Origin of the sequence: Burkholderia sp. 4NA327C6 (genome assembly GCF_005502655.1) — a bacterium.
GTDB lineage: Bacteria > Pseudomonadota > Gammaproteobacteria > Burkholderiales > Burkholderiaceae > Burkholderia > Burkholderia contaminans.
Map to the genome: position 1 here is coordinate 21,064 of NZ_SCNZ01000046.1, position 23,588 is coordinate 44,651.

Annotated in this window: 29 protein-coding genes and 1 pseudogene; 21 read left to right on the forward strand and 9 right to left on the reverse strand. The window is 61.1% G+C overall.

What is annotated here, in order from left to right; all coding sequences use genetic code 11:
• Position 1 precedes the first annotated feature (1 nt).
• From FFS49_RS32915 to FFS49_RS42735, 7 genes are all read right to left on the reverse strand, one after another.
• Positions 2-220 carry a hypothetical protein gene (locus tag FFS49_RS32915; protein WP_049036307.1) on the reverse strand — a complete coding sequence of 73 codons (219 nt, stop codon included), beginning with the start codon at positions 218-220 and terminating at the stop codon, positions 2-4.
• A 6-nt stretch (positions 221-226) separates the two neighbouring features.
• Positions 227-460, reverse strand: coding sequence for a hypothetical protein (locus tag FFS49_RS32920; protein ID WP_049036306.1), 234 nt, complete (start codon positions 458-460; stop codon positions 227-229).
• Positions 460-879, reverse strand: a complete 420-nt coding sequence (locus FFS49_RS32925; protein ID WP_049036305.1) for a type II toxin-antitoxin system VapC family toxin — start codon at positions 877-879, stop codon at positions 460-462. The genes FFS49_RS32920 and FFS49_RS32925 overlap by 1 nt, the downstream gene beginning before the upstream one ends.
• Complete coding sequence (locus tag FFS49_RS32930) at positions 870-1,124, reverse strand: type II toxin-antitoxin system Phd/YefM family antitoxin (protein WP_049036304.1); 255 nt, start codon at positions 1,122-1,124, stop codon at positions 870-872. The genes FFS49_RS32925 and FFS49_RS32930 overlap by 10 nt, the downstream gene beginning before the upstream one ends.
• Before the next feature lie 169 nt (positions 1,125-1,293).
• On the reverse strand, positions 1,294-1,494 hold the full coding sequence (locus tag FFS49_RS32935) for a hypothetical protein (protein WP_049036313.1): 201 nt from the start codon (positions 1,492-1,494) through the stop codon (positions 1,294-1,296).
• A 105-nt stretch (positions 1,495-1,599) separates the two neighbouring features.
• Positions 1,600-2,016, reverse strand: a complete 417-nt coding sequence (locus FFS49_RS32940) for a hypothetical protein (protein ID WP_049036302.1) — start codon at positions 2,014-2,016, stop codon at positions 1,600-1,602.
• A gap of 16 nt (positions 2,017-2,032) precedes the next feature.
• Positions 2,033-2,635 (reverse strand): hypothetical protein, encoded by a 603-nt coding sequence (locus FFS49_RS42735; protein WP_224755974.1) that lies wholly within the window; start codon positions 2,633-2,635, stop codon positions 2,033-2,035.
• Between the two features lie 94 nt (positions 2,636-2,729).
• Here FFS49_RS42735 and FFS49_RS32950 point away from each other — a divergent pair, with 94 nt between their 5' ends.
• Positions 2,730-3,497 carry a ParA family protein gene (locus FFS49_RS32950; RefSeq protein ID WP_049036311.1) on the forward strand — a complete coding sequence of 256 codons (768 nt, stop codon included), beginning with the start codon at positions 2,730-2,732 and terminating at the stop codon, positions 3,495-3,497.
• A 10-nt stretch (positions 3,498-3,507) separates the two neighbouring features.
• Positions 3,508-4,506, forward strand: a complete 999-nt coding sequence (locus FFS49_RS32955; RefSeq protein WP_049036300.1) for a ParB/RepB/Spo0J family partition protein — start codon at positions 3,508-3,510, stop codon at positions 4,504-4,506.
• A 787-nt stretch (positions 4,507-5,293) separates the two neighbouring features.
• Here the strand turns inward: FFS49_RS32955 and FFS49_RS32965 are convergent.
• Entirely contained in the window at positions 5,294-5,620 is a 327-nt protein-coding gene (locus tag FFS49_RS32965) for a hypothetical protein (protein WP_049036298.1), read from the reverse strand.
• An 805-nt stretch (positions 5,621-6,425) separates the two neighbouring features.
• Between FFS49_RS32965 and FFS49_RS32970 the strand changes: the two genes are divergently transcribed.
• Complete coding sequence (locus FFS49_RS32970) at positions 6,426-7,376, forward strand: PAS domain S-box protein (RefSeq protein WP_122174104.1); 951 nt, start codon at positions 6,426-6,428, stop codon at positions 7,374-7,376.
• 12 nt (positions 7,377-7,388) lie between these two features.
• Here the strand turns inward: FFS49_RS32970 and FFS49_RS32975 are convergent, their stop codons facing one another.
• Entirely contained in the window at positions 7,389-7,895 is a 507-nt protein-coding gene (locus FFS49_RS32975; protein ID WP_224755967.1) for a helix-turn-helix transcriptional regulator, read from the reverse strand.
• A 202-nt stretch (positions 7,896-8,097) separates the two neighbouring features.
• Between FFS49_RS32975 and FFS49_RS32980 the strand changes: the two genes are divergently transcribed.
• The 18 genes and pseudogenes from FFS49_RS32980 to FFS49_RS33065 all read left to right on the forward strand — a co-directional run bounded on the left by FFS49_RS32980 (position 8,098) and on the right by FFS49_RS33065 (position 23,588).
• Complete coding sequence (locus FFS49_RS32980; RefSeq protein WP_137962472.1) at positions 8,098-8,448, forward strand: hypothetical protein; 351 nt, start codon at positions 8,098-8,100, stop codon at positions 8,446-8,448.
• A gap of 206 nt (positions 8,449-8,654) precedes the next feature.
• Positions 8,655-8,999, forward strand: a pseudogene (locus FFS49_RS42740) (lytic transglycosylase domain-containing protein); the annotation flags it as partial.
• Positions 9,000-9,131: 132 nt separating this feature from the next.
• Entirely contained in the window at positions 9,132-9,962 is an 831-nt protein-coding gene (locus tag FFS49_RS32990; RefSeq protein ID WP_122174113.1) for a TcpQ domain-containing protein, read from the forward strand.
• Positions 9,946-10,524, forward strand: coding sequence for a toxin co-regulated pilus biosynthesis Q family protein (locus FFS49_RS32995; protein WP_137910196.1), 579 nt, complete (start codon positions 9,946-9,948; stop codon positions 10,522-10,524). The genes FFS49_RS32990 and FFS49_RS32995 overlap by 17 nt, the downstream gene beginning before the upstream one ends.
• Positions 10,525-12,174 (forward strand): secretin N-terminal domain-containing protein, encoded by a 1,650-nt coding sequence (locus tag FFS49_RS33000; RefSeq protein WP_122174117.1) that lies wholly within the window; start codon positions 10,525-10,527, stop codon positions 12,172-12,174.
• A gap of 8 nt (positions 12,175-12,182) precedes the next feature.
• Positions 12,183-12,785 (forward strand): type IV pilus biogenesis protein PilP, encoded by a 603-nt coding sequence (gene pilP, locus FFS49_RS33005; protein ID WP_122174119.1) that lies wholly within the window; start codon positions 12,183-12,185, stop codon positions 12,783-12,785.
• Positions 12,786-12,787: 2 nt separating this feature from the next.
• Complete coding sequence (pilO2, locus tag FFS49_RS33010; RefSeq protein ID WP_122174121.1) at positions 12,788-14,038, forward strand: type 4b pilus protein PilO2; 1,251 nt, start codon at positions 12,788-12,790, stop codon at positions 14,036-14,038.
• The gene (locus FFS49_RS33015) at positions 13,969-15,726 is read left to right on the forward strand and encodes an ATPase, T2SS/T4P/T4SS family (protein ID WP_137910197.1); all 1,758 of its coding nucleotides are present in this window, start codon (positions 13,969-13,971) and stop codon (positions 15,724-15,726) included. The genes pilO2 and FFS49_RS33015 overlap by 70 nt, the downstream gene beginning before the upstream one ends.
• Positions 15,723-16,823, forward strand: coding sequence for a type II secretion system F family protein (locus FFS49_RS33020; protein WP_122174125.1), 1,101 nt, complete (start codon positions 15,723-15,725; stop codon positions 16,821-16,823). The genes FFS49_RS33015 and FFS49_RS33020 overlap by 4 nt, the downstream gene beginning before the upstream one ends.
• Positions 16,824-16,875: 52 nt before the next feature.
• On the forward strand, positions 16,876-17,370 hold the full coding sequence (locus FFS49_RS33025) for a type 4 pilus major pilin (protein ID WP_122174156.1): 495 nt from the start codon (positions 16,876-16,878) through the stop codon (positions 17,368-17,370).
• A gap of 70 nt (positions 17,371-17,440) precedes the next feature.
• Positions 17,441-18,469, forward strand: a complete 1,029-nt coding sequence (locus FFS49_RS33030; protein ID WP_163013132.1) for an ATPase, T2SS/T4P/T4SS family — start codon at positions 17,441-17,443, stop codon at positions 18,467-18,469.
• Positions 18,470-18,940: a hypothetical protein gene (locus FFS49_RS33035; RefSeq protein WP_122174130.1), complete on the forward strand. Its 471-nt coding sequence runs from the start codon at positions 18,470-18,472 to the stop codon at positions 18,938-18,940.
• On the forward strand, positions 18,937-19,251 hold the full coding sequence (locus FFS49_RS33040) for a hypothetical protein (RefSeq protein ID WP_137910198.1): 315 nt from the start codon (positions 18,937-18,939) through the stop codon (positions 19,249-19,251). Before FFS49_RS33035 ends, FFS49_RS33040 begins: the two co-directional genes overlap by 4 nt.
• Positions 19,252-19,254: 3 nt before the next feature.
• Complete coding sequence (pilV, locus tag FFS49_RS33045) at positions 19,255-20,556, forward strand: shufflon system plasmid conjugative transfer pilus tip adhesin PilV (RefSeq protein ID WP_122174134.1); 1,302 nt, start codon at positions 19,255-19,257, stop codon at positions 20,554-20,556.
• Positions 20,557-20,574: 18 nt separating this feature from the next.
• Positions 20,575-21,399 (forward strand): hypothetical protein, encoded by an 825-nt coding sequence (locus FFS49_RS33050; RefSeq protein WP_137910199.1) that lies wholly within the window; start codon positions 20,575-20,577, stop codon positions 21,397-21,399.
• 88 nt (positions 21,400-21,487) lie between these two features.
• The gene (locus FFS49_RS33055) at positions 21,488-22,645 is read left to right on the forward strand and encodes a CAP domain-containing protein (RefSeq protein ID WP_122174136.1); all 1,158 of its coding nucleotides are present in this window, start codon (positions 21,488-21,490) and stop codon (positions 22,643-22,645) included.
• 11 nt (positions 22,646-22,656) lie between these two features.
• Positions 22,657-22,965: a DUF3717 domain-containing protein gene (locus FFS49_RS33060; protein WP_137910200.1), complete on the forward strand. Its 309-nt coding sequence runs from the start codon at positions 22,657-22,659 to the stop codon at positions 22,963-22,965.
• The gene (locus FFS49_RS33065) at positions 22,962-23,588 is read left to right on the forward strand and encodes a hypothetical protein (protein WP_137910201.1); all 627 of its coding nucleotides are present in this window, start codon (positions 22,962-22,964) and stop codon (positions 23,586-23,588) included. Before FFS49_RS33060 ends, FFS49_RS33065 begins: the two co-directional genes overlap by 4 nt.

The following is a 23,588-nucleotide window of genomic DNA, read 5'->3' on the forward strand; positions in this document are numbered from 1 at the left end:
TTCAAGGTTGAGAGGTAGGCGCGCGATCGCCGTCGATCAGCGCCTCGAGCCGGGCGCGATCGGCCTGGTAGTCAGCGCGGTTGAACGCGAGCAATTCCGTGACGAGGTCGTCCCACATCGCAAGGGCGCCGCGCGCTTCGTCATGACTTTTGGATGTCAGTTGCCGTATCGTCCGCTCGGCGCGAGCGGTCAGGGCGGTATAGCTCAGGGTCTTGCTCATCGCGCTCTATCCCTTGTCGGTCGGCAGACACTGATACGACCAATTTCGCGCCCGATACGACTGCACCGTGATACCGGGCGAAACCTTGGTGTTGGCCTTTTCCACTTCCGCCTCGTGGCGATCCAGGCGCGCCACGGCCTCGGTGCCCGTGCGCTGACACAGCGCTTCGGACTTATACCCGCCGTCGCCGATCGCCATCGATCCGCTCACCATCAAAACCATCAACCAGCTCGTTGCCATTACTGCTCTCCTGATGTCGGGATTCGCACGGTCAACCCTGGCAAGTCCGCGAAATCGGCCACGTTCAGCGTCATCAGCGCGTAGCCGTGCTCAATCGCCTGTGCGGCGATCCACAGGTCGTTGTAGCGCGGGCGCGGCGAGCGGCCTGCCTGTTTGACTGCGGCGGCCAGTACACCGAACGCGGCCGCGGTGTGACGCGTGACGTCGAGCACCGGGCGCCGCTCGAGCTGACGCAGATGGGCGGCCCGGCGCGCGCGCTCAGCCGCATCCGCGCACGCCTGTACGCCGAATGCCAGTTCGCCCAGCGAGATCGTCGAGATGAACACCGGCGCGTCGCCGGCGGCGTCGATCACGGCACGCGAATCGACGGTGCCGCCGGCGAGGCCGACCCACACGCAACTGTCGATGATCACGCCCACGGATCACGCACCCCGTCTTCGAAGCCGGCGCGACTGTCGCGCAGCCAGCGGGCAGCATCTTCGGCGCCGAGACTCGTCGGCAGCCCCTCGAGCGCCTGCGCGGCATTCATGACGGGGTCGGCGGGCACCAGGCGTGCGATCACGGTCTGGTTGCGTTCGACCACGACGGTCTCGCGGCGCTGCGCGACCTGGTCGAGGATCTGGCGGGTGTGGCGGGCCAGATCGGTGGCGGTAATGGTGGGCATGATGACCTCCGGGAGCAATGAATACATATTATACGTATTTTCCGCATCTAAAAACAAGTGGATTCCGGCCCGACGGGGTTTTCGAGCATTAAACGCAATGCCGCTAAGGGGAGTTATCGGCATTGAGGGCGTGCCCCAAAAACCCGGCCGCAGCCGGGTTCGGCGTCGTTCAGGACCGCGTGATCAGGTACGCGACCAGCGGCAGGCTGGCCAGCGCGGCGATCGCCGCCAGCGGATGCACCAGTCCGTAGCCGGCCGGCCAGAGGGCCGACAGCCCCCGGTCGACAGCTGCCAGAGCAATCAGCAGCGCCGCGGCCACCAGGCCCCTGCCCCACCCGCCTGCTTTAAGCTGCATCGTTGCCAAGTTCATGATCGAGATCCTCATCGTTGATGTGGGGGATCCTACAGCGACGACAGGATCGTCAGCCCAAGACTTAAATCATTTTGCATACTCCCCCTCCCTGTTCTCGCGCGCTCAATTTCGCGGCTCATCATCAATCTGCTGGTCGTCAGCTGCCCTCGCCTGCGCGTCCTTTGGAAAGCGCTCGAGTATGCCAACGGAAACCAACCCAAACCACTCCTGCCGAGGAGTCACCATCACCAGGCCATCCGCTCGAATCTGCTTGATGAATAATTCATATTCGGGCGTCGTTTTGCCAACGCGCGGGCCAGGTGCCGTGACGATCGCACCGGCCAGGATGGCCGTTCGAGCTGCGACCCATGACGTAAAGCCTGCGGCGAGCGCAAAGCGATCACAGGGGTGCTCGATCTGCACGCGTGGCCCGAAAGAATGACGTGCATCGGGCGCGTAAGGCTGCTCGATCGGGCCGGTAAGTTCAGTGAGCTCAACACGCAGCAGCTGCGGGATCCGCTTCTTGTCGGTGCCTGTCATTACCCTTCCTTGCGTTTCAAAACAGATTCATCTGCCGTGAGTTGCGTTCTTGCGGTGGTGTCGGCCGCACGCCCTGCCCCACCCGTCGCATTCGCGCGATCAACGGCACGCCGCAGCCATCGACCGTCAGGCCAAGACCGAACGCTTCGAGATCGTCCCGCGTCAAGTGCTGCAGCGGCTTCCAAGTCGGCCGCCAACCGTGCGCCTGAGTGAGTGCAAGAAGCTCGCGCGTCGTCAGCCCCGGCACGCAGTCGCGCACAAATTGCGCGCAAGCTTCCGGCACCAGTTCTGGCGGGAACGTGGGCGGCAACGCGAAGAATGCCGATTTGCCTGGCTGGTCAATGTCGATGAGTTGCGGGTGGTGTATCGGCTTCAGGTTTCTCGCATGCGAGAATCGCCTGAAATGAGCTGGTGATTCCCGGTAAGTTGCTCCCGCCTGTTGGAGATTTCTCGCATGCGAGAAGCGTACCCCAATAGAAGGGACATAACAATCGCTGGTTACGGACGTGCGGTCGGTGAGGCTCGATGTGCGGTGCTCGTGTAACGCCGAACGGAGTGATTTCTCGCGTGCGAGAAATATATGTGTTGACAAAGTGTTTACCGGAAAATAAGATGACAACAGTTCGGCGAAGGCCGATTCTGTTCAACCTGATTTCGTAAGGCTGATCCCTATGCGAGCAAATCACGCAATCAAGAAGCTGGTGCAAGCTCTCATGCAGACCGTGACCGTTGGCAATCAGAAAGGCGGTGTCGGTAAAAGCACGTTCAGTGTCCATCTGGCATTTCGCGCGGCCGAACTTGGCTATCGCGTTCTGCTGATAGACATCGATGAGGGCGACATTTCCGAAGTGTTCGCGGAGATAGAGGAAGGTGACGACACCGACTATTTGAAAGCGAGCCATCTTTTCACTGGCGCGATCGACGGTCGCCGTCCGAGGCAAGTGCACGAGCGGATCGCTCTGATCGAGGCCGATGTTGACGTTCTGGACGTAGATGACATGCCGCTCGAAGTTATCGAGCAGCCGCGCGCATCACTCGCAAAGCTGGCCGCCGACTACGATCTGTGCATTATCGATACTCCTCCGAATTTGCAGCGCCGCATGCTTGGCGCACTTGCAGCGTCGGATGCGATCGTATCGCCGTTCAACATTTCGCCATTTTCATTCGCGCGCATGCCGAAGCTGCAAGCCACGATCGCCGGCGTAAAGGCGCAGTACAACCCGGAACTACGCCACCTCGGCTTTCTGCCAAACATGGTCAACAGCAAGTCGGTGAATGAAGTAGAGGCGTTACCGGAGCTACGCGAGGCATACGGCGATCTTATCTTTGATGAAGCGATTATTGCTCGCGCGTGCGTTGCTACTGCGCTGGCGCAGGGGCGTGCGGTATGGCATCAGGCTCGTAGCGGGAACCAACGTGCCGCGGGGAAGGAAATGCGGCAAGCATGCGACGCAGTACTGTCGCGCCTTGGATTGAATTAAGGGGAATGTCGTGAGCGCATTCGGAAACAAGATCAGTAAGTTATCAGACATTCAGAAGCAGGGCGCTGCGGCCGCTTTGCCAGGCGAGCGGATCGAAGAGGTCGATCCGGAGTTGGTCGATTGCGAGAAGCAGATCCGCAGTATGGACAATCCGGGCTTCACGGTGGAGTCGTTGACTGAACTTGGCAATGACATGAAGCGTGATGGTCAGCATGAGCCGGCGGTGCTGCGTAAGAACCCCAAGCAGGCCGGGCGCTACCTCATGGTGGCGGGTGAGCGACGTTGGCGCGGGTGCAAGATCGCAGGCATCAAGCTCAAGGCCGTCGTGCGGGACATGGATGATGAGCAGGCGCGCCGAGTGCAGCGCGCGGAGAACATCCAGCGCGAGAATCTGACCCAACTCGAAATAGCTGTTGCACTGCGAGATGATAAAGCCCGACTTGGCACGCTAGAGAAAGTTGCGGCGGAGTGGAACAAGGGGCTGAACTGGGTAGCCGAGCGCATCAAGTTTCTTGAGGTCGTGGAGGCGGGTGGGCATGCGAGCCAAGCTGTCGCAGAGGGGGTCACTGCCGACATCACCACGATCAATGACCTGCATCGCCTTGAAAAGGTCGACCCGGCAGCCGCACAAGCGGTGGTTGAACAGGCGAAAACCGATTCGGGCGCGAATGTGCGGAAAGCGATTCGAGGCAAGCTGAAAGACGCGAAGCCAAGCACGAAGGCGGGAAGCGAGGTTAATTCTCGCATGCGAGAATCCTCGAGTGCCGATGACGCGAAAGAGAAGGCGAAGAAGCCTAAAGCGGCAACAGATGCTGTTGTGATCGTGGCTGATGCGGTGTCGCAGGTGCAGGCATTGCGCGATCAAATTGGCGTGTTGGCGAAAGTATTCCAGGAGCGACGCGATGTTTTTGGCGTGATGCCCCCTGATGTCGAGAAAAGTATCTTCCAGGCGCGGGCTGAGCTTGATCGCACGCATCACGCGCTGACGAAATTGGCCGCATCCAAATAAACCTAATATCTACGATCGGCAGGTAGATCGTAGATATTGCATAAGGGATCTACATGCAACCGTTGGCCGATATGTACCGCTTACCCGAAGAGGATTTTATAAGAGTGGCGGATCAAACTCGGATGAAGGAGCGCAGCCTACAGGTCGCGCGTGAGGTTTTGGTGGAGGGCCGAGGACTGTCCGAGGTCGGAGAGCGGCACGGAATGAAGCGACAGCAAGTGCTGGCTATTCGGAACCGCTTTTTCGCCGAATATCTACAGTCGTCAATGTTTCCCCCAAAGTGGGTTAGGGCGACAGTATGTGCCCCGCAAGACTTGCTCGAGAAGTTCATGGTCGAGGTCGAGCAAGAGCGGATCAAGTATTTTTCGCAGAAAGAGGGCTAGTGTAGTCGCGAAGCGTTCGCTTCGTTTCTCGCATGCGAGAAATTGAATGGTGCGCTGTGATTGGCCGATACCTAGGAATAATTTCTACGAGACGATCCGTTACCGTCACGCAGGCAAGGCTCTGCGTTTAGGCGCTTGAGGAACAGATCCCAAAGCGGCGTGGGAACACTCGTTGGCTGACTGCGAAAACAGCGCCGCACATCGTTCACGTGTATCAGAGTAAGGCGTAATCGATGGATTTCCCACAGCAGCGTGCGGACCGCTGGTGTGGGGTTCTCATCATAGATCTGCCGTAATTCAGCAGCCGTAAGCGGCGTGCGTTCCGGGCGACTGTAGTTCTGCATGCTGGATCACGGAGAGGTAGGAAGTGCTTGAGAGCAATCGGCGTTTGTCGGCTGGCCAGTTCAGTTTGCATACCTACCGATTGCATCGTGCCGACTTTTCCAGAGCGTGCAGATTGCGTCCAGTCTGTTCTCGAAGGCGCCGATCTCGTGCGTTTCCGAATCAGTCCGAGCGTCATAGTATGACGTTATGGTCACACGCCATTTGCCGCCCATCGTCAATTCGTAGATGCCGACACATTCAACTGCGCTAGCGTCGGGCGATGCGCGATCGCACCGACGCATCAGGCGACCGGTCCTGCCGTCCTGGCCGGCGGCTGCATCGCTTTCGATGAAGTAAGTGCCGTCGTCGAGCAAGACGTCGCCGTCTTTGTGGGTCCGTGAAGTCATCGAGTAAGCCGCTCCGTTGTGCTAGTCGTTGACGGCTACCGATCGACGTTTGTCGTCGTGTGCCGGCCAAAACACCTGTATAAATATACAGTGTATGACGGCGGGCATGTGCGCGCAAATCCGCCGCCAAATTGTGCCGACAGCTGATGTGGTCCGATAAGGCCGCTCGCGGTCGGCTAAGATTGGCGTGGCTCGGCACGATGGGGCGGATTCGGCGCGTGCCAGGCGTCAACGAACGACGACTTATTCGGAGCAATGCAGCGTCCGGCCTAAAGTTCGCGTACCTTTGCGCCGTTATGCGATTTGCATGTTATGCGGCTAAGGTGTGCGGGGTGAGCGTCTTATCAAGTTTGAATAATTAATCAATAAAGGTGTTAGATGACTGGCTTCGGGGTTGAGGACTTCTTTTTGTTGCGTACGGGGACAGCGTGCCCTGTCTGGACGTTAACTGACGACAGTAACATCATTGGTCTCGGTGGTAATCCTCGTGTGACGAGTATTGCCGCAGAGCTTGATCGCGAGCAAGCTGCGCAGGTGCGCGCCTTCGGCGGTGAAGTTACGAAAACATCATGCAGGATCACGATCTCAGGGGAACCGCTGGTGTTCTACCTGGTGGGGAAGAGGATTACTGATCGAATCTGGCGAGGGGTCGCTTCTGTTGACCCGGGCCTTGTCCCGAATGGATCGATGATCTCTGCATGGGAAGAGCGAGAGGCCAGTAACGTCGTGAGGTTCCCGGTACGTCGCGCAAGCTAGGGGTGATCTCGGTCTGGCAATGTAGGTGGTGACAAGCTGTGGGTGTGCAATGAGTGAGAAGACCATATTTGCGGGGCTCAAGAATCACTTTGGGACCCCAACGCCAATTTGGCGATATTCCAATCATGATCGTGTGTTGACGCTGTCCGCGGCCGGTGACGAGTTCGGTCCGACGATCCCTATCCAGGTGATTGGTCGCGAAGCCGAGCGGATTCGCGGCTTGACGGGCGCAACCTCGATGGTGACGCTGAACGTTCAGATCTATGGTGAGCACGTCGACTTATACCTCATCGGGAAAAAAATCCACACTGGTGAATGGGCGGGGGTCGCCGCTTCGCTATGGGATCCCGAGTCGGTCGCAAATATCACGATGCGCGCAATGGCCTTTTCGGAGGGGCTGGTATCAGAGACCAATGCGATTGTGGTCGTGTTGGACAAGAGCGGCATGATTCAGCGATTTAACCGGCGGGCAGAGGAGTACACGGGGTATCGAGAGGAGGACGTGATGGGCGAGAGCGCGCACGATCTCTTCATGTCTGCGTCCGCCGCTCATGAGTCGCGGACCAACATATCCCGCTTCTTTGAGCAGGGCAGCATCCACGATGTTCGTCGAATGATCAACACGGTTGGCGGGGCGCGGCCGTTCTTGTTTCGAAATCGATTTGTTCCGTCGCTGCAAAGCGGCGAGCCGGAGTTAATTCTATGCTCGGGCGCAGAACTTATCGAAGAAACTGGGACGGACGTGGCCGGAGATGCTGGTCATGAAGCCGCAGTGGCCAACGGTGCTTACTTGCGCGCTTTAACAGCCCGGATTGTGGACTGGGCTGCTTTGACAAACGGTGCGTCAATGTTGCTGGCCTCAATGGAGGGAGGCGCAATTGATCCACGGATTGTATTGCAGGCACAGCGGCTCGCTGCTCGTGCAGTCCAAGATGCGTATGAGTTGCACGATGCGATCAGTGGCGGGTTCGCCATGGATGACCGAACGGGCTTTCGGTAATCGGAATCTACTTCAGTCGGTTTGGTCAGCGGGCGCGTCAGGGGATGGCGGCGGCAGAGGCTTAACGTGCGTGGTGCGTGATTTCCCCCCATGGATCTGGCGCGCTGCGACCAAGCCAGCAGCAAAGTGTCGTACTGCGTCAAGCTCGCGCTCATTGAGCTCGGCAAGCCAGTCGGGTATAGGGGACGTCCCTTCCATGGAGCCCTTGCCCATCGCAAGCCATACGGGGCTAACTCCGTAGAGCAACGCAAGCGCGACAGTGAAGGCCGAGCCGGTGCCCTTTGTCTCCAAGGCTCCCAGGTTGCTTTGCGAGATGCCGACACGTGCCTCGACCTGCTTCTGCGAAAAGCCCTTTCTCCGCCGTGCAGCGAGAAGGCGTTCTCCGAAGGGAGTCCGGCCCTGGCCCTGATTAGAATTATCCATCGGCGTAAGATAGCCCATCGAAATACCCCAATTATGGTTGATCAGCAACCTTTTATGAGGTATTTTTATGACTATTGTTGAGCGATCTGTAATCAAGATTGTAGATCGTTGTCGCAACTGACTTGGTGGTCGGGGTGACACATCTCAACATGCTCAAGATACAGGCGGCGCACGGAGTTTTGTTGCTTGAAGGTCGAATCGTTGTTGCTATGTCAGATGAATGCGAGTAGGATAAAAGTTATAAACTTTCCTGCAAGTTTGTATACTTTACAACGAGTGGCGATCTTCTAGCGGAGTCATGGCGATACTTTCCCTTTTACACCTCAGAAGGAAGAGGGGAAGGATGCCAGGCATATCACTGCAAGAACTGGCTTTCGCATACCGCACAGGGGAGAAATGTGAAATCTGGGTTGTTGAAATCGTTGAAGAGGGCCGGCCGCTGTGGATAGTGCAGGTCTTCCTCTTCGAGCAAGAGAAACTGTTCACCCTTCAGGGGCAACGCGGTAAGCAACGCACATGGCGTGACTTTGACCGAGTGATGGGAGTTTTAAAAGAAGCCTGTCCCAAGTTGTCCGAAATAAAGGTGAAGTTTGCAGCTGAGGCCGAATCGGCTCAGGACGGCGGACACCAGGGAGAAGAGGGGAAGTAGCGCTGGAGGCAGAGTAGTAACGGTCGGTAAGGGTGCGTCAACACCGTTACCGACCTAACCAGGTTAGTTGCGATCCAACCACGGGGCTTTGATAGAGCTTGCCGAGATGAGGAATAACCATGGCTTTCGGTATTGTACGTGATCGGTCGCGTGCTGCCATCCTTTGGGGCTGCGTGTTTGCCCTGAATTCGTTACTGATAGTAACGGCGCGCGCCGATTGTATTGACGCCGCTGCTGCTTACCAGCATCTGAACCCGCATCTTGTCAGAGCGATTGCCTCTGTCGAGTCGGGTTTCAATCCGTCCGCGCGCAACGTTAATCGCAACGGGTCCGAAGATATCGGGCTCATGCAGATCAACTCTAGTTGGCTGCCGACGCTCGCTCGCTACGGCATCGATCGTACGGCGTTGCTCGACGCGTGCACGAACGCTTACGTTGGCGCGTGGATCCTCTCGCAAAACATCTCCCGCCTCGGGCTGACCTGGAACGCTGTTGGTGCATACAACGCGGCGTCGCCGCACAAGCGCGTCCAGTACGCCCGACGCGTCTATCGCGAACTCTTCCGAATCACACCTGGCGTGACGGCAACGCAGCCGGTCGTTCCTGTTTCGATACCGGAAGCGATGGCAGCGGTCTATGAAACGAGCCGCTTGGCGGTAGCCGGGGCGGAATAGGGACATCCGATGAAATCACTCACGTCGGCCGGTCATTGTGTGTTTATTAGTATTGCTAAACACATGGGCGCGTCGCGCGATGCCACGACGCATTTGGCAGGCGCCAGCCGGCGTAATTACCGTACCTCGTGCCGCGCTATCCCGACTCCCCTCACTTTAGGGCATGGCGGCGGCTTTGCCGGACGCGGTGGTTTTGCGTCAGGCGTTTTCTACACCGCGCGCTACTTGCGCTTTCTGAAGGTTGCGATCGCCAGTCGTTACCGATATCCCGGAGATTCGATGAAACGGCCACGATTTTCGCGCATGCCGTTCGCTGGCGGTGTTGCCGCGTTCGCCATGATTGTCCTGTCCGGCTGTGCTGCTGGAGTTGATGGTTCGGCAGATTGGGCGCCGGTTGCGCGTCAGACCACCGGGCGCTATCAACGAGTGTGCACGCTTCCGCCGGCCACAACGCAGCCGCGCGCGCCGACTTCTACCGCGCTTGCTGCCGCCATCGCTCCGAACGCGCCGGGCTTCGATCTGCGCTCGGACGACAAGACGTTGTCTGTTTCGCTCGCCCGCTGGGCCAGTATGACTGGCGTGACGATGCGCTGGATGACGTCGCTGCAGGTGCCGGTGACCGCCGACAGTCATGTCGCGGGTGATCTGGCAGCCGCGATGAAGTCGATCTTGGCCGCCGTTTCCGATGCGGGCTATCCACTCACGATTTTGCAGGTGGCTGACGGCAAGACCTGGATCGTCACAGACGCGAACGATCTGAACGGCAAGCCGCTGTTCGGAGCCGCGTCGACGAATCTGGCCCAGGTGCCGAAGGGGGCGAGCGATGCACGCGCACATTAATGGCACGTTGCGAGGCATGCTCGTGATCGGTGCCGCACTCGCGACGAGTGCGACGGCGATCGCGGGTGACCAACTGGCAACGTCGAACTCGCCGGCAATACATCTCGCACCGTACCTGCCGCGCTACAACCCACCGGCACCCGCGGCGTCGGCCAGTCCCTCATTGACGGTTGCTGCGGTTCCGCCGCTGTCGTCTGGTTCGCCTGCCACGCTTATCGCGCAGAACGCGGCGAGCAATGTCGCGCCAGCCGCTTCGCTGTCGCCGTCCGAAACGGTTGTGGAGGCGCCAGTCGTCGATGCGCCGCCCAAGCCGCTCCACCACCTGACCGGCGGAGTGTCGCTCGAATCTCAACTGCGTGAGTGGGCGAAATCGGACGGGTGGTCGCTGTCCTGGAACGTGGGCCCTGACTGGATCGTGCCGAACGACGCGGATTACGCCGGTGATTTTCCGGAGGCCGCGACGAAGGTCCTCGAGGACTTGGCAGCCAATGGCGCTGACGTTCGAGGCGATGGCTATTTGGATAACCGGACATTCGTGGTCCACGAAGCGGGGAACGACTAAATGCGAGCTTCCTTCCTGCATCCCGCATTCGCCTTGGCGCCGGCACTGGCCTTGACGCTGACCGCATGCGCGATTCGCGACATTCGTAACGAACAGCAAGCAGTGACCGATCAGGCTCGTGCTCAGATCGCTCAAGCGCCGACGAGTCGCCCCGTCGTCAAGATGCATAAGCGCGCGTGGCTGATGGGTGAACAGATCGTAGCAGGAAAGCCGCAGCCGGCAATTTACGACAAGGCGGTGTCCTATACGTATCCGGCCGGTTCGCTTGCGGAGGTTGCTCAGTGGATCACGCGCACGACGGGCGTGCGCACCGAGATCGATTCGTCTGCCACCAGCTCGGCGTCGGTGCCAACGTCGTTTTCGGCGCCGACTGGCGGTGCGATGTCGTCGCCGCTGCCGCCGGGCGTGCCTGGCATCCCCGCTGGCCAACCGATCCTGCCGACAGCAGTGGGCGCGGTTAACCTCGACTCGGCGCGCGTGCTGACCTACAAGGGCACGTTCAAGGGGTTCCTCGATCAGCAGCAGGCTCGCTTCGGTGTCTGGCATCGCTATCGCGATGGCGTGATCACATTCTTCAAGCGCGAAACTCGCGTGTTCCCGTTGCCGGCACTCTCGGAAACGTCGGGAATGGAAAGCTCGATCACGACCAGCTCGAATTCGTCGAACGGCGCGAGCGGATCGAGCGGAAGCGGTAATTCGGGCGGTACGTCTGGCGGGAATTCGCAGCTCTCTACGCTGAAAGTCACGATCGCACCGTGGAAGCAATTGCAGACGACTGCCTCGGCGATCGCCGGTAGCGGCGCGACGGTGACGGCGGATCCCGACCTCGGGGTGCTGGTCGTGACGGGCACGCCCGCGCAATGCGACGCGGTCGACGGCTGGATGAAATCGCTGACCGCGATGTACAGCAAGACGATCGCGGTGGACATCCACCTGTATTCGGTTCAGACGGACCATGACGAGAACTATGGCCTGGATCTCGCGCTCGGCTACAAGAGCGCGACCGGCCACACGTCGGTCGGTATCACCGGCGCGGCGGTCCCCGCGATCAGCGGTGGCGGCTCGGGCATGAGCTTCGGCGCAAACATCCTGTCTGGCCCGTTCTCGGGCACCAAGGGGGCAGTCAAGGCGCTGTCGAGTCTCGGTAACGTCACCACGCTGCTGTCGAACGCGGGCGTCACGCAAAACGGCAAGAAGGTCACGCTGCAGGACGGCGAGCAGATCCCGTATCTGCCGCAGACGCAAAGCACGCTCGCCGCAAACGTCGGGTCATCGTCGTCCGCGACTGGCCAGTTCCAGCCGGTCGGGTTTACCGGTCAGTTTCTGCCCAAACTCGTCAACGGCACGATCGTGATGGATTTTTCGCTCACGTTGAGTCGCTTGATCGAGATGGTGTCGTTGCCGGCCGGCTGCAATTCGAACAGCACGCAGTCGTGCTTGCAGATGCCCCATCTGAAGAATTACGACCTGCAGCAGATCGTGCCGCTGAAACCCGGCGAATCGCTCGTGCTGGTTGGCATGCAGCGTTCGGACAACAGCACGCAGGACAACGGCGTGGGTTCGCCCTTCAATCCCATCCTGGGCGGCGGCGTCGACGCGCGCCAGCAGCGCACGCTGCTGGCGATCGTGATCACCGCGCGACTGCTGTGAGGCCTCGAATGAATATCCGACTGCGTACCCATCCGTCACCCGTGCGCGTGCCCGTGCTGGCGGGCTCACTGCTTGCGTTCGCGTTGCTGCTCGCAGTCCATCCGCGCGCGAACGGTGCGCCGGCGCTCCCAGTTCCCGCGGGCGCGGCACCGGCGTCGCAAGCCAGCAGCACTGTAGCTGTCGCAATTCCTGCATCGGCACCTGCAGCCGTGGCGAGCACGACCGACAGCGACGAGCTCGCTGCGCTCCAGTCGCGCCTTTCAGTGCTGCGCGTCAAAAAAGAGATCGCCGAGGTCGAGGCGGCGATCGACAAGGCGAAAAATCCGGCGTCGAGCGGCATGCCTCTCGCGCTGAACAACCCGCTACCGGCCACGGCCTCGCCCATTCCTGGTACGCCGCCGATCGGCATTCGGACGTCGGCAATCAGCGACATGACGTTGGCCGGCACGGGTTCGTATGACGGCCGCTCGATGGCGACGCTGGTGATCAGTGGTGTTGCGCGTGATGTGCGAGTCGGCGACACGCTCGATGATGGCTGGAAAGTTGCACGCATCGAGGGCAACGGCGTTCAGCTGGCGCGCGGTGGCCGTGTGCGGTGGGTGAGGTTCTGACCATGCTCACGATCGTGACGCTCCCCGAATCGACCGCGCGCTACGCGCTCGGCCTCACATGGGAGCACGAGCCTGTCAAACCGAAACCTGCCGCGCTGCGTGAACGCGCTCGACGGCTCGGCCGCTTTGGCGTCGTGCGTCACACGGCGACCGGCGTCTACCAGGCCGGCTACGGCGAACTGCCGCCAGGCACAAAGGGAGTGGGCCGCATCCGGGCACTCGCAAGCCTTGCGGCCGAGCAGTATCCGTCGCCGTGGATGGGTGTGTTCAAGCTGACCGACGACGCCTACTGGTTGATTGCCGTTCGCGACGGCGAAATCGTTCCTGGTGGCGATCATTTCGGCGATCGCGGCGATGTAATCGCCGCGCGCGATGCGCTGCGGGCGCAAGAAAGCTGGCACGAACACGATGGGACGGTCGCGCACCTCGCGGAAATCGTCGGGCTCGCGACGCCTGAGCGCGGATTACGCGACCTGCAGGCATCGGTGCCGCAGATCGTCTGGGTGCTATCTGCGGTGTTGGCAATCGCAGTGGTTGGCGTCGGGGGCGCTTTGTGGTTGGCGCATCAACAGGAGGAGCAGCGTCTCGCCGAATTGCAGCGGCAAGCAGACGCCCGACGTGCGAAGCGCGAGGCCGACGCGGCGATTCCGCCGTGGACGAAGCTGCCGGCGCCTTCGGCACTGCTGAGTGCCTGCGCGAGCGCGTGGCATGCTCAAGCACTCGCACGCGACGGGTGGACGATCGCGAACTGGCGCTGCGAGCAGCAGGGCGAGATGCTCGCGCTGACGGTGAGCTGGACGCGTGCTGGCGGTACTGCACTTGACGCGCCAGGTGTGCTGACGGATCCCGATCATTCGCAGGAGTCGCTGACGCAAGCGATGACCTGGTCGCCGTCGTCGGCGCCAGCCGTACTTGCCGATCTCGCACGCCGCACGATTCTGACGTTTTCGCAAACGCGTGCCGTCCCGCTCACGCTGGATCCGCCGCCGAAGCCCGACGCGAATGGCAACACGCGCGACGTCGATGTGCTGCCGTGGCAAACACGTGGTGTCGCTTTTACTTTCGTGGCACCGCCTTGGATGCGATACAGCGCAGATCTCGATGCGACACCCGGCTTGCGGCTTGCCGCGGTCGTGTACGACGTTATCAAGGGCGAGTGGAGTGCACAGGGCACGCTGTATGCGTGGACGAAGTTGCCGGCCGCTCCCGCAGTCGCGCGACCATTGCCGGTACCGGCGGGAGCGAAGGCATGAAGTCGCCGCGGACGCTGATCGTTTCGGATGCGATGGCGCTGGTTGCGCCTGACGCCTCTGCGTCGTCTCCAGTAAGCATGGTGCCGGTGATCGGCGCGCGCCCCGATCGAATCGACGTGCCGGAGCATCTGCAGTCGAGTGTCGTTGTTGCGATGTCGGACAACGCAGGTGATGCTGACGTCAAGGCGATGATCTACATCGACCATCGCGTCAAGAGTTCGGCGGCCGTGAGGACGTGGTTGAAGCGCCTCGATGAGCTGAAGATCGGTTACGCCGTCGACTCGGTCACGGTCGATGCACTTGAGCGGCTGCGTGGTCAGCATGCGATTGCGCGGCGCGACGATCCGATGCAGGCCACGCAGGCTAGGGCGCTGTTGCTGTTGTCACTGGCCGCAGCCGCTGGCGCCAGCGACATACATATTTTGGTGCGTCGTCGGCATACGGACGTGCAGGTGCGGATCCACGGCGATCTGCACACGTCAGACGCGTTCTCGATGCACGCTGACGAAGGTCGGCGGCTGATCGGCGCGATTTATCAGGGGCTCGCGACGAACAAGCCGCCCGAGCTGAAGCCGCTGGACTTCCAGGACGCACAGATCGATGGTGAGACGCTCGTGGGTACGGCGCTGTCGACAGTTCGGATTATTCGCGGGCCGTCCGTGCCGATTACACACGGCGGCGGATTCCTCGTGGCCCGGTTGCAACGTCGTCCGGACGCGGTGCCGAACAAGTCGCGTCGGGATGCGATCCGGGAGTTGCGGCTCAGAGCGCCGACTCGTCCCGAACAACCGGAGAACGATCCCGCGTGGAAAGGGTTCGCGCCCGCGCAGGTCGAACGGATGCGGCGCATCTCGCACCGCCCTAACGGACTGGTGGGATTGACGGGGCCGGTGGGTAGCGGCAAGACGCAGGCGATTTTCCATATGGAGCGCTATATCGCCCAGCGCTTTCCGGAACGTCGTCAGATCGCGATGGAAGATCCGCCCGAGTTCGAGAAGGAATGGGACGTTCAGTTGGTCGTTGGGGTGCACTCCTTCATGGATCTGCTGCGCGAGACGCTGCGCATGGATCCGAACATGCTGCTGGTTAGCGAGCTGCGTGCGCCGGAGGAAGCACATACGGCACTTGAGGCAGCGCTGACAGGCCGTCTTGTGCTGACCACGCTGCACGTCATCGACCCGTACTACTTCTTCGAGCGCCTCGAGGACATGGACCCGGAACGGTTGTCGCGCCGCAATACGTGCAACCCGGAGAAGGTGATCGCCGTGATCGGCATGCGGCTGCTGCCGCGGCTGTGCGAACACTGCCGCGTGCCGCTCGTCGACGCCGCGGACGATGCCGTGCCCGACGAAGTGCTGCGCGCGCTCAATACCTGGGGCGACACGCTGAACGTCCATGTGCGCGGGCCCGGTTGCGAGCACTGCGATGGACTGGGGACAGTCGGGCGGGTGGTCGCCGCTGAAATCATCGAAACGGATGTCGCGTTGATGTCGGACCTGCGGACGTTGCCGCTCGATGAGGTGAAGCGCCGGCACCGCGCTCGACCGGATACGGATTACTCGATGCTGGCGTATGCGGTCGCGAACGTGCTGGCCGGTCGCGTCGATCCGAATGCGGCGCAGTCTCAGCTTAGCGTTGATGCCCGAAACGACGAACGCCTGCCGACCTTCGAGGAGCTTGCACCGTGAACGGATTTTCGCTGCCGTTGTTCGGCTCGTTGTTCAACCGCCGCCGTCAGCGTGAAAAGGCACTGTCGTGGGCGCTGCGGCTTCGGATTTATGAGGACGCGATCCAGTTGCTGCCACAAGGACGGACGCCCACACAGGTGCTGATGTTGATTCGCCAGAGCCTTTTGCGTCGCAAGAAGCGGGCAGCGGCCCAGCAGATCCACCGCGTGTATCTGGCGCTCGAGGACGGGGCGTCGTTCGCGCAGGCGCTGGGCCATGGTTTGCCTGATATGGAGCGCAGCGTATTGGAGATCGGTGAGCGGTCGAGCGCGGGCGGCCTCCCGAAGGCCATGCAGCAAATCATCGACACGCGCGCGCGGATTCTCCGAATTCAGTCGGTCGCGTGGTCGAGCATCATCGATCCGATTGTGTACATGGTTTGTATGTACGGATTTTTCTATGTCGTCGGTGAGCAAGTGATGCCGTCGATCGAACTGATTTTGCCGCGAGAGAAGTGGACGGGATGGACGGCCTTGCTCGGCTGGTTTGGTGATCTCGGACAAGGCTACGCGCCGGTGATCGCGGCAGTGCTGGCGACGGTGTTCGCCACGGCGACCGTCCAGGCGTTGCCACGCTGGATTGCACGCATGCGTGTTTGGGTCGAGGAAGCGTACTTTGTTTTTACGGTGTACCGCGAGTTCGAGGGCACGCGGTGGTTGCTGAATTTGGTCACGCAGGTCAAGGGTGGCGTGCCGCAGGCCGATGCGATCGCGCAGCAGATTCGTCGTGCGTCGCCCTGGCTTGCATCACGGCTGCGGCCGGTGTACCGGGCGCTGGTCGAAGGGCATCCGTTGGGCGATTCCCTGCGGCGCTCGGGACTCGGCTTTCCATCCCTCGATTTGATCGAGCGGATCGCGACGCTGGACGGCGCGGAAGGTGGCGCCGACGCATTGGAGAGCCTCGCGCATACGCATGCTGAGGTCCTGGAAAAGCGCATGCGCCGGATCTCGAAGACGATCGGTGGAATTTGTTTGTTCGTGATTTTCGTGGTGATCGGCCTTGTGCAGCTCGCCAGTAACGGTTTGATCGGGAACATGGCCGGCTCGATCGGAATGTAGGCACGGCGGTCATCAATTTTGGGTATCGCAAGCGTAGCGTAGGAGAAAGGACATGGGTGACTTACTGGCAACCTGGTACGGCAAGCTGTTGGTGCTGTTGAGTATGGCGGCCGCCGCTGGCGTGATCTATGCCGCGTCGGGTGGCAACAAGGTTTCGTCGCAGGTGAGCGACATCACGTTGCTGCAAGGGGCGGCAAGGCAGCAGCTGGGCGAAACGCCCAATGGATACGCGAATTTCACTACGGGGAATGCCGCGTACCTGATTCAGAACAGCATCGTGCCGCCTGGGATGGTACGCAACGGGAACCTGGTTAACAAATGGGCCGGCGCCATCACGCTGGCACCTACGAACAACAACGGTCAAGGCGTGATCACCTTGGCAGGCATCAACAATCAGAAGGACTGCTCGCAACTGGTGACGACGTTGCGCGACTACGACACGCTCGTGATCGGCGGGACGACGTTTACACGAAATGCTTTGCCGGATGGCGTTAATGCTGCTCAGGTGTGCAGCAACAACACCACGATCCAGATCACGTTCAGCTGATGGAAGCACGGCGGCCTTGCGCGGTGCGAGCGGCGCAAGGCCTGTCGATAGATGTCATAGGAGAGTAACGATGCTGTCGAATGAATATGCGTTTGGGAAAGCTGAGCCGCGCGAGTGGACCGAAGGGGCTGGAGACGGCTCGCTCGCGGCGCTGAGTTTTTCGGACCTGTATCTCGAAGCGGGCGACAGCGCGTGGTTCAAGACCTACGCAAATGACCCGGTTCGGCATGAAATCGGCTTCGAGCAACGCGATGCGATCGCAGTGCTGAAACAGCACATCGAGACGACGGTCACGAAGAACGATTTCCGTCTGAAGTGGGACGGGCTGTCGATGCGAGGCGCGCGGTTCGAGACGATCGCAGGACCGCTGTACGTGCTGCGCCGCCATGCGCCGGCTGCACTCGCGTTCGACACGCTTGGCTACGGTGATCGAATTGAACGCGCGTTGTTGTCGCCCTCGATGCGCGGTCGTGTCGTCCTGATCTCGGGCGGTACGTCGAGTGGCAAGACGGTTGGTGCGACGTCGCTGACCGTCGAATGGATGAAACGGTACGGCGGGGTGGGCTACACGATCGAGAACCCGATCGAAGTGGAAATCGAGGGCGTGTACCGCGGTGAAGACGCAACCGGCACGCTGTATCAGAAGGAAGTGGATGAGGACACTGAGTTCGGTCCGGAAATCCGTAGGCGTCAGCGTGGCGCGCCGAACTTGATCATGGTTGGCGAGCTACGTACGGCCGATGCCGTTGTACAGGCATTGCTCGCGGCGGCGTCCGGCGTGCTGGTGATTGCGACGTATCACGCTGCCGATCAGATTACCGGGCTGCAGCGTCTCGCGAGCATGGTGCGCGACGCCGGCGCAGATGCGGGTTTGTTTGCGCAAGGGATTGGCGCGGTGATTCACCAGAGCCTGCTTTTGACGGAGCGCGACGGCGCAATGCAGCGGAAGTTGCATGTGACGCCGCTGATCGTGGCAGGGTCGCGCAACGAAAAGGGCATTCGATCGCAACTGCACGGAACGGATTTCCGTCAGCTGTCAACGGAGATTGATCGGCATACGCGCCTGTTGAATAACGCATCGCTGGATGTGGAGTTCTAAATGGGCTACGCGCTGCTCCCGCTCGTGGTGTTGATGTTGGCGTTGAGCCTGATCGCAGGCGAGCAGCGCGCGGTCGGGCGTGTTGCCGGAGCGGACGCGCGCGCGGACAGCAGGGCCGAGACGCGTGCGCTGCAGGCAGAAGTATTTGCGGCAGCGTGTGTAGCAAGCGCGCAGGCGCAGCCTGGTTTGGTGAGCGACGCGCTGGTCGTGACATGGCCGTCCGGATTGACCGCGCTGCCTGGCGCGAACTGCGTGACGCGCGCGGACGGTGCGGGGCGGTTGGTGTTCGCGGGCGTACCGACGTTGCCGGGTGCGGCGGGCGTGCTAATGGAGCGCCTCAACAATCCGGCGTTCTGGTATGCGGTGCCGGCGAGCGGTACAGCGAAGGCGCTGATCGGTGGGCAGACGATCAACGTACCGACGACGTTCGTGGCCGGCACGCTGCTCTATCAAGGGAGGGTGACGCCGTGACCGGGAATCTGGATAGGGAGTCTGCCGAACCGGTACCGACGCGGGTCGAACAGGTTGTCATGGTCATTGCGCGGCTGGTGGTTGGCGTGATCGTGATGATCTTCGTCTATCAATGGGCGTTTGAACCGGCGATAGCGGAGATTCTGAAGATGCCCGCCGATGCGGTCGGGTCGCGCATCGCCGCTGCGCTCGGCCTGGCGATGGTGGCCGTGTTTGGTGCGGTTCAGCTGTTCGAGGTGATTGGATGGCTGATCTACGGTGCATTCGAGTGCTACGCCGCGCTTCGCGCGCGCGGCGGGCAACAGGAGTAAGCGATGGGCGAAATGCTCGGCAGTCTGGCCGGTACGTTGATGTGGCTCATGATGGCTTCGGTGCTGTTCGCGTGGCTGCAGCGGTCTGCGGATTCAATTCAGGTCGCCGGCGCGGCGAACCAGGCGCAGGTCATGGGTGCGGCGCTGGGCCGCTACGTGAAGGATCACGGTGCGGACTTGGCTGCGGTCGCGACGCCGACGCAGCCGGCCAACGTGACGGTTTCCGACCTGCAGGCTGGCGGCTATCTGCCGTCCGGCATGAGCACGGCGAACGTGTTTCGACAGCAGTGGGCGGCGCAGGTGCTGCAGCCGCAACCGGGCAAGCTGCAGACGATGCTGTTCACGACGGGTGGCACGGCGATCCCGCCGCAGAAGCTGGTGCCGCTCGCGTCGCAATCGAGCGGTCGCGGCAATCTCGGTGGCTTTGTGCCGTACGCGAATCAGGCCGGCGACGCGACGATGCAGCCAACCGTTGCGATCGGCGCAGGCGGGTCATTCCGCCAGTCGCTCACGGGGTACGCGAATCCGGGCAGTGGCCATCTCGCGATGATGGTCGGAGTGGGCGATGCGCCGAGCGACAACGGCTACCTGTATCGGGTCGACATGAAGCCGGGTCGGCCGGATCTCAATGCGATGCAGACGGACCTGAGCATGACAGATACGACCGGAGCGCAGCACAGCATCAATGGTGCCGACGTCGTCAACGCAAACACATTTCGGCTCGCAAATGGCGCAGGGATGAACGGGGACCAAGGCGGTTCGCTCGAGCTGGGTGACATGAGCGGCACCCATCCAGGTCAGGTGCCCTATGTCGATTTCCATTACGGCGGTAAGGGTGCGCAGGATTTCAACATGCGCCTGATGAATGACGGCGACAACCACTTGATGGTCAGTGGCGCCAACGGTAAAGGGTCGCTGGGCGTGCAGGGCACGTTGCAGGCCGGAAATATCGCCGTCGCGTCGACAGCGTGCTCTCCGAACGGAGCGATCGCCGCGAATAGCGATGGGTCGGGGCAGATTCTCTCTTGCCAGTTCGGAACGTGGATGCCGATCGGCGGCCGCTGGCTGCGGTATGGGTATTACACGGTGTGGGATGCCACGTGGGTGCCCCAACCGACGTGTCCGAACGGCGGATCAATGCAGATTCAAGTCACCCCGCAAAACTTCAGGGTGAATGAGACCAGCGTCGTGAATGCAGGACCTGCGACGTGGACAGGCAATGGGTGGCAGGTTCACCTGACTGATGGTGTCGGAAATGGGATTCCCGGAGCGCAGGGGATTGCCGCAACGTACTGCGCGTACTGACGATCGAGGAATTGAACCATGTCACGCAACAACAGCAACGCAGCTTGCCGCGAAGTGAATCGCGGATTTGGGCGGTTCGGATGGCCGTTGCTCGCGCTGTTCACGATCTCGATCGCAGCGACGCTGTCGATTCAAAACGCTCGTGCTACGCCCGTAACCTGCTCGCCCGGCTACCAGGACAACACGTGCCTGACACCGATCTATCACGATCCGATCCCTGCGCCGCAATGTGCGCAGGGACCTGGATGGGTCACAACGGGGAGTGCGGTTTGGCAGGGTTCGCACTGGAGTCAGCCGCAGTGCAGCTATCAGGCGCCGCCGAGCTGTCCGGCTGGCATGTTGCAGACGGCAGCGCCGACCTGGACGGGGTCGCAATGGACGCAGCCCGGTTGCCAGTCTGTTCCGCCGCCTGCTGTCGATCCGATCGCCCAATGCGCGCAAGCCATCGCGCAGCGGCAAGGTGGGTACGGCATCACTGATGCGAACGCTGCGACGGACGCACCGGTGCTCGAGGCAAACAACACCCTTCGCTGGCATTACTGGACTGCCAATAACTACAGCGATTGGAAAATCACATGGAACGGCGTGTATGCGCCGCCGAAGCAAAACGGGAATCTGTTCTCGTTCACGACGAACGGACAGTTCGTCGTGGTGAAGGGGGCACGTCTCGATTATGGGCTCGACTCGGGTTCCGGTATGGAAGTGCAGAACTTTGTGGCTGCTGTCTGCGAAGCCGATCCGAATACAGGGGCTGTCATCGGCGTCCACGAGGCGATAGGTTTTGCACGGTGTGGCGGGAAAACACCCGAGAGCTGGTCCGGCCCGTGTAGTGGGGGGCATTAAGCGAATGGGAAGTGCAGCGCGCTCGACGCGTTTAAGGCAAGGCAGAGCATCTTAATCGTTGTGTAAAACATTTATCCGAGGGGCATTCATGAATACCGAAAAGAACGTCATCAAGCTGGCCGTGATCTCTGTTGCTGTAGCCATTGCGTTGTCCGCATGCGGGGGCGGTGGTGGTGACGGTGGAAGCAATGGTTCGAACGCAGGAGCCACGCAACCGTCGACGCCGGCAGTGCCGCCGACACCTGGAAGCTCGACGTCCGTGCCGCCTCAAACCAGCGTGCCTGCCCCGACGTATGCCAGCGATTCGCCCAGCGCGACGATTTTTTCGAAGTTGAACGCCTATCGTCAGGCATTGGGTGTTGGCTTGATGAAACAGGACGCGGATCTGGATAAGGCGGCGATCGCTCACGCCAACTATGGTTTGCAAAACGTTCCGAGCCGCGCGATTTCTGCGCTGGGTCACGACGAAAACGCGTCGCTTCCGGGCTATACCGGTGCGTCGCCGGTTCAGCGTGCGCAGGTGGCCGGCGCGCCGTCGACTGAATGGGTCGGCGAAGTGGCCTTCAGCGGCTATGGGCCGGTCGTGCAAACGACTGGCGCAGATTGCGCGAATACCTGGCTTAACAGCGTCTATCACCTGCAAGGCGTGACCGCAAACTCGGAAAGCATGGGTGTCGGTGTCGCTACGACGGTAACGACGCCGCCGGCCGGGCAGCAACCGGCGATGTGGTCATTTTGCGTTCTCGACATGGGGACGACGACGGGTGTTCCGGCCGCACCGAATCTCAGTGTGCCGACGCAAACGAACTCGATTCCTTCGAGCGGTGGACAGCAATTCGCGACGAACCTGATCGTTCACGCGCCGTACATTGACGAGGCCGGTGTGGCGACGGCACTGACGCTTGGGGAAGTCCCGAATCCGGCACCGGATCTGGGGGCGCCTGGCCGACCCATCATGGTCCGCGTGAACGCGGCCGCCGGGAACACGCTGACGGTTTCGAACTTCCAGCTTGTCGACAACACCGGCGCAGCAGTGTCTGCTCGCATCCTCGTTCCGCAAGGCGCGGTGGCGGGGTCGACCGCTTCTGTTACGGCTGACCCGAACAATGGACTTTCGCCCGGCGTTGCTTTTCTGCTGCCGCTTGCGCAGCTGAAGGCCAATACGAAGTACACGGTGACGTTTGCCGGCGCACGCGACGGCTCGCCGATCTCGACGTCCTGGTCGTTCACTACCGGCGCGCAATAAGGAGCGATGTGATGCCACGGCCCTCTCGATCCGATCAGGCACGAGCTCCGGCTCATGCCAAAGAAGCATCGGCCGATACCCCGATTACGCTGCTGCAAGTCGAAGCTGCGATCAATCGGCTGCGTCGACGCCCGCTCGAGGTCAGCACAGCCGGTCACGCCTTCGACCTGCATGAGCATCAGCGCAAGCAGCTCGAGGAACTGTACCGGGACATGATCTCGACTCGCCGTCATGTGGTGCCGCTCATGCAGGTGCCGGCATCGGCGCGAGGTTTCTTCCATGCATGGCCTGATGCCTCGGACGCCGGAGCGCGGACATGAAGAAATTTCGACTGAAGCGTGTGGTCCTGCTTGCTGCGATCGCGGTCGTCACGCTGGTGCCAGCGCGCGTGGCGCTCGCAGATGGCTGGGGGTGTCAGGTGTTGATTTGCCTGTCGGATCCGCGCGGGCCGGAATCGGAGAAAGAGTGCGTGCCGCCGATCGAGAAGCTGTGGGACGCACTGCGCCATGGCAACCCGTTTCCGACCTGCGACCTGGTGGCGTCACTCGCGAGCCTGCCGGCGGAACTCGTCGACGCGTTTGAACCGGGAACACTCGAAAGCTATGGCAAAGGGTCGTCGGCGTCGAATACGTGGGCAAGCGGTGGCTATTGCCGAAAGGATCTGGTGGGTTGGGGGGGCCACGAGCAGAGCGAACTCGTATGTAAGGCTTCTGGTGCGATCAACGTGATGATCAACGGCCAGCTGCATACGCGAGTGTGGTGGGGCGTAAATGGCGGTGGGCTGATCGGGAACATCCAGGGCGGCCCGCACACCATCACGGAAAACTACGTGGGCCCGACGCCGTATCCGGCGTATGACCCGACAAAGGCCGGTGCCGAGTTCCTGAAGGAATACCAGCAACGCAACGACCAGGGATTTTTTGGCGGCGGTGGGAGGCACTGA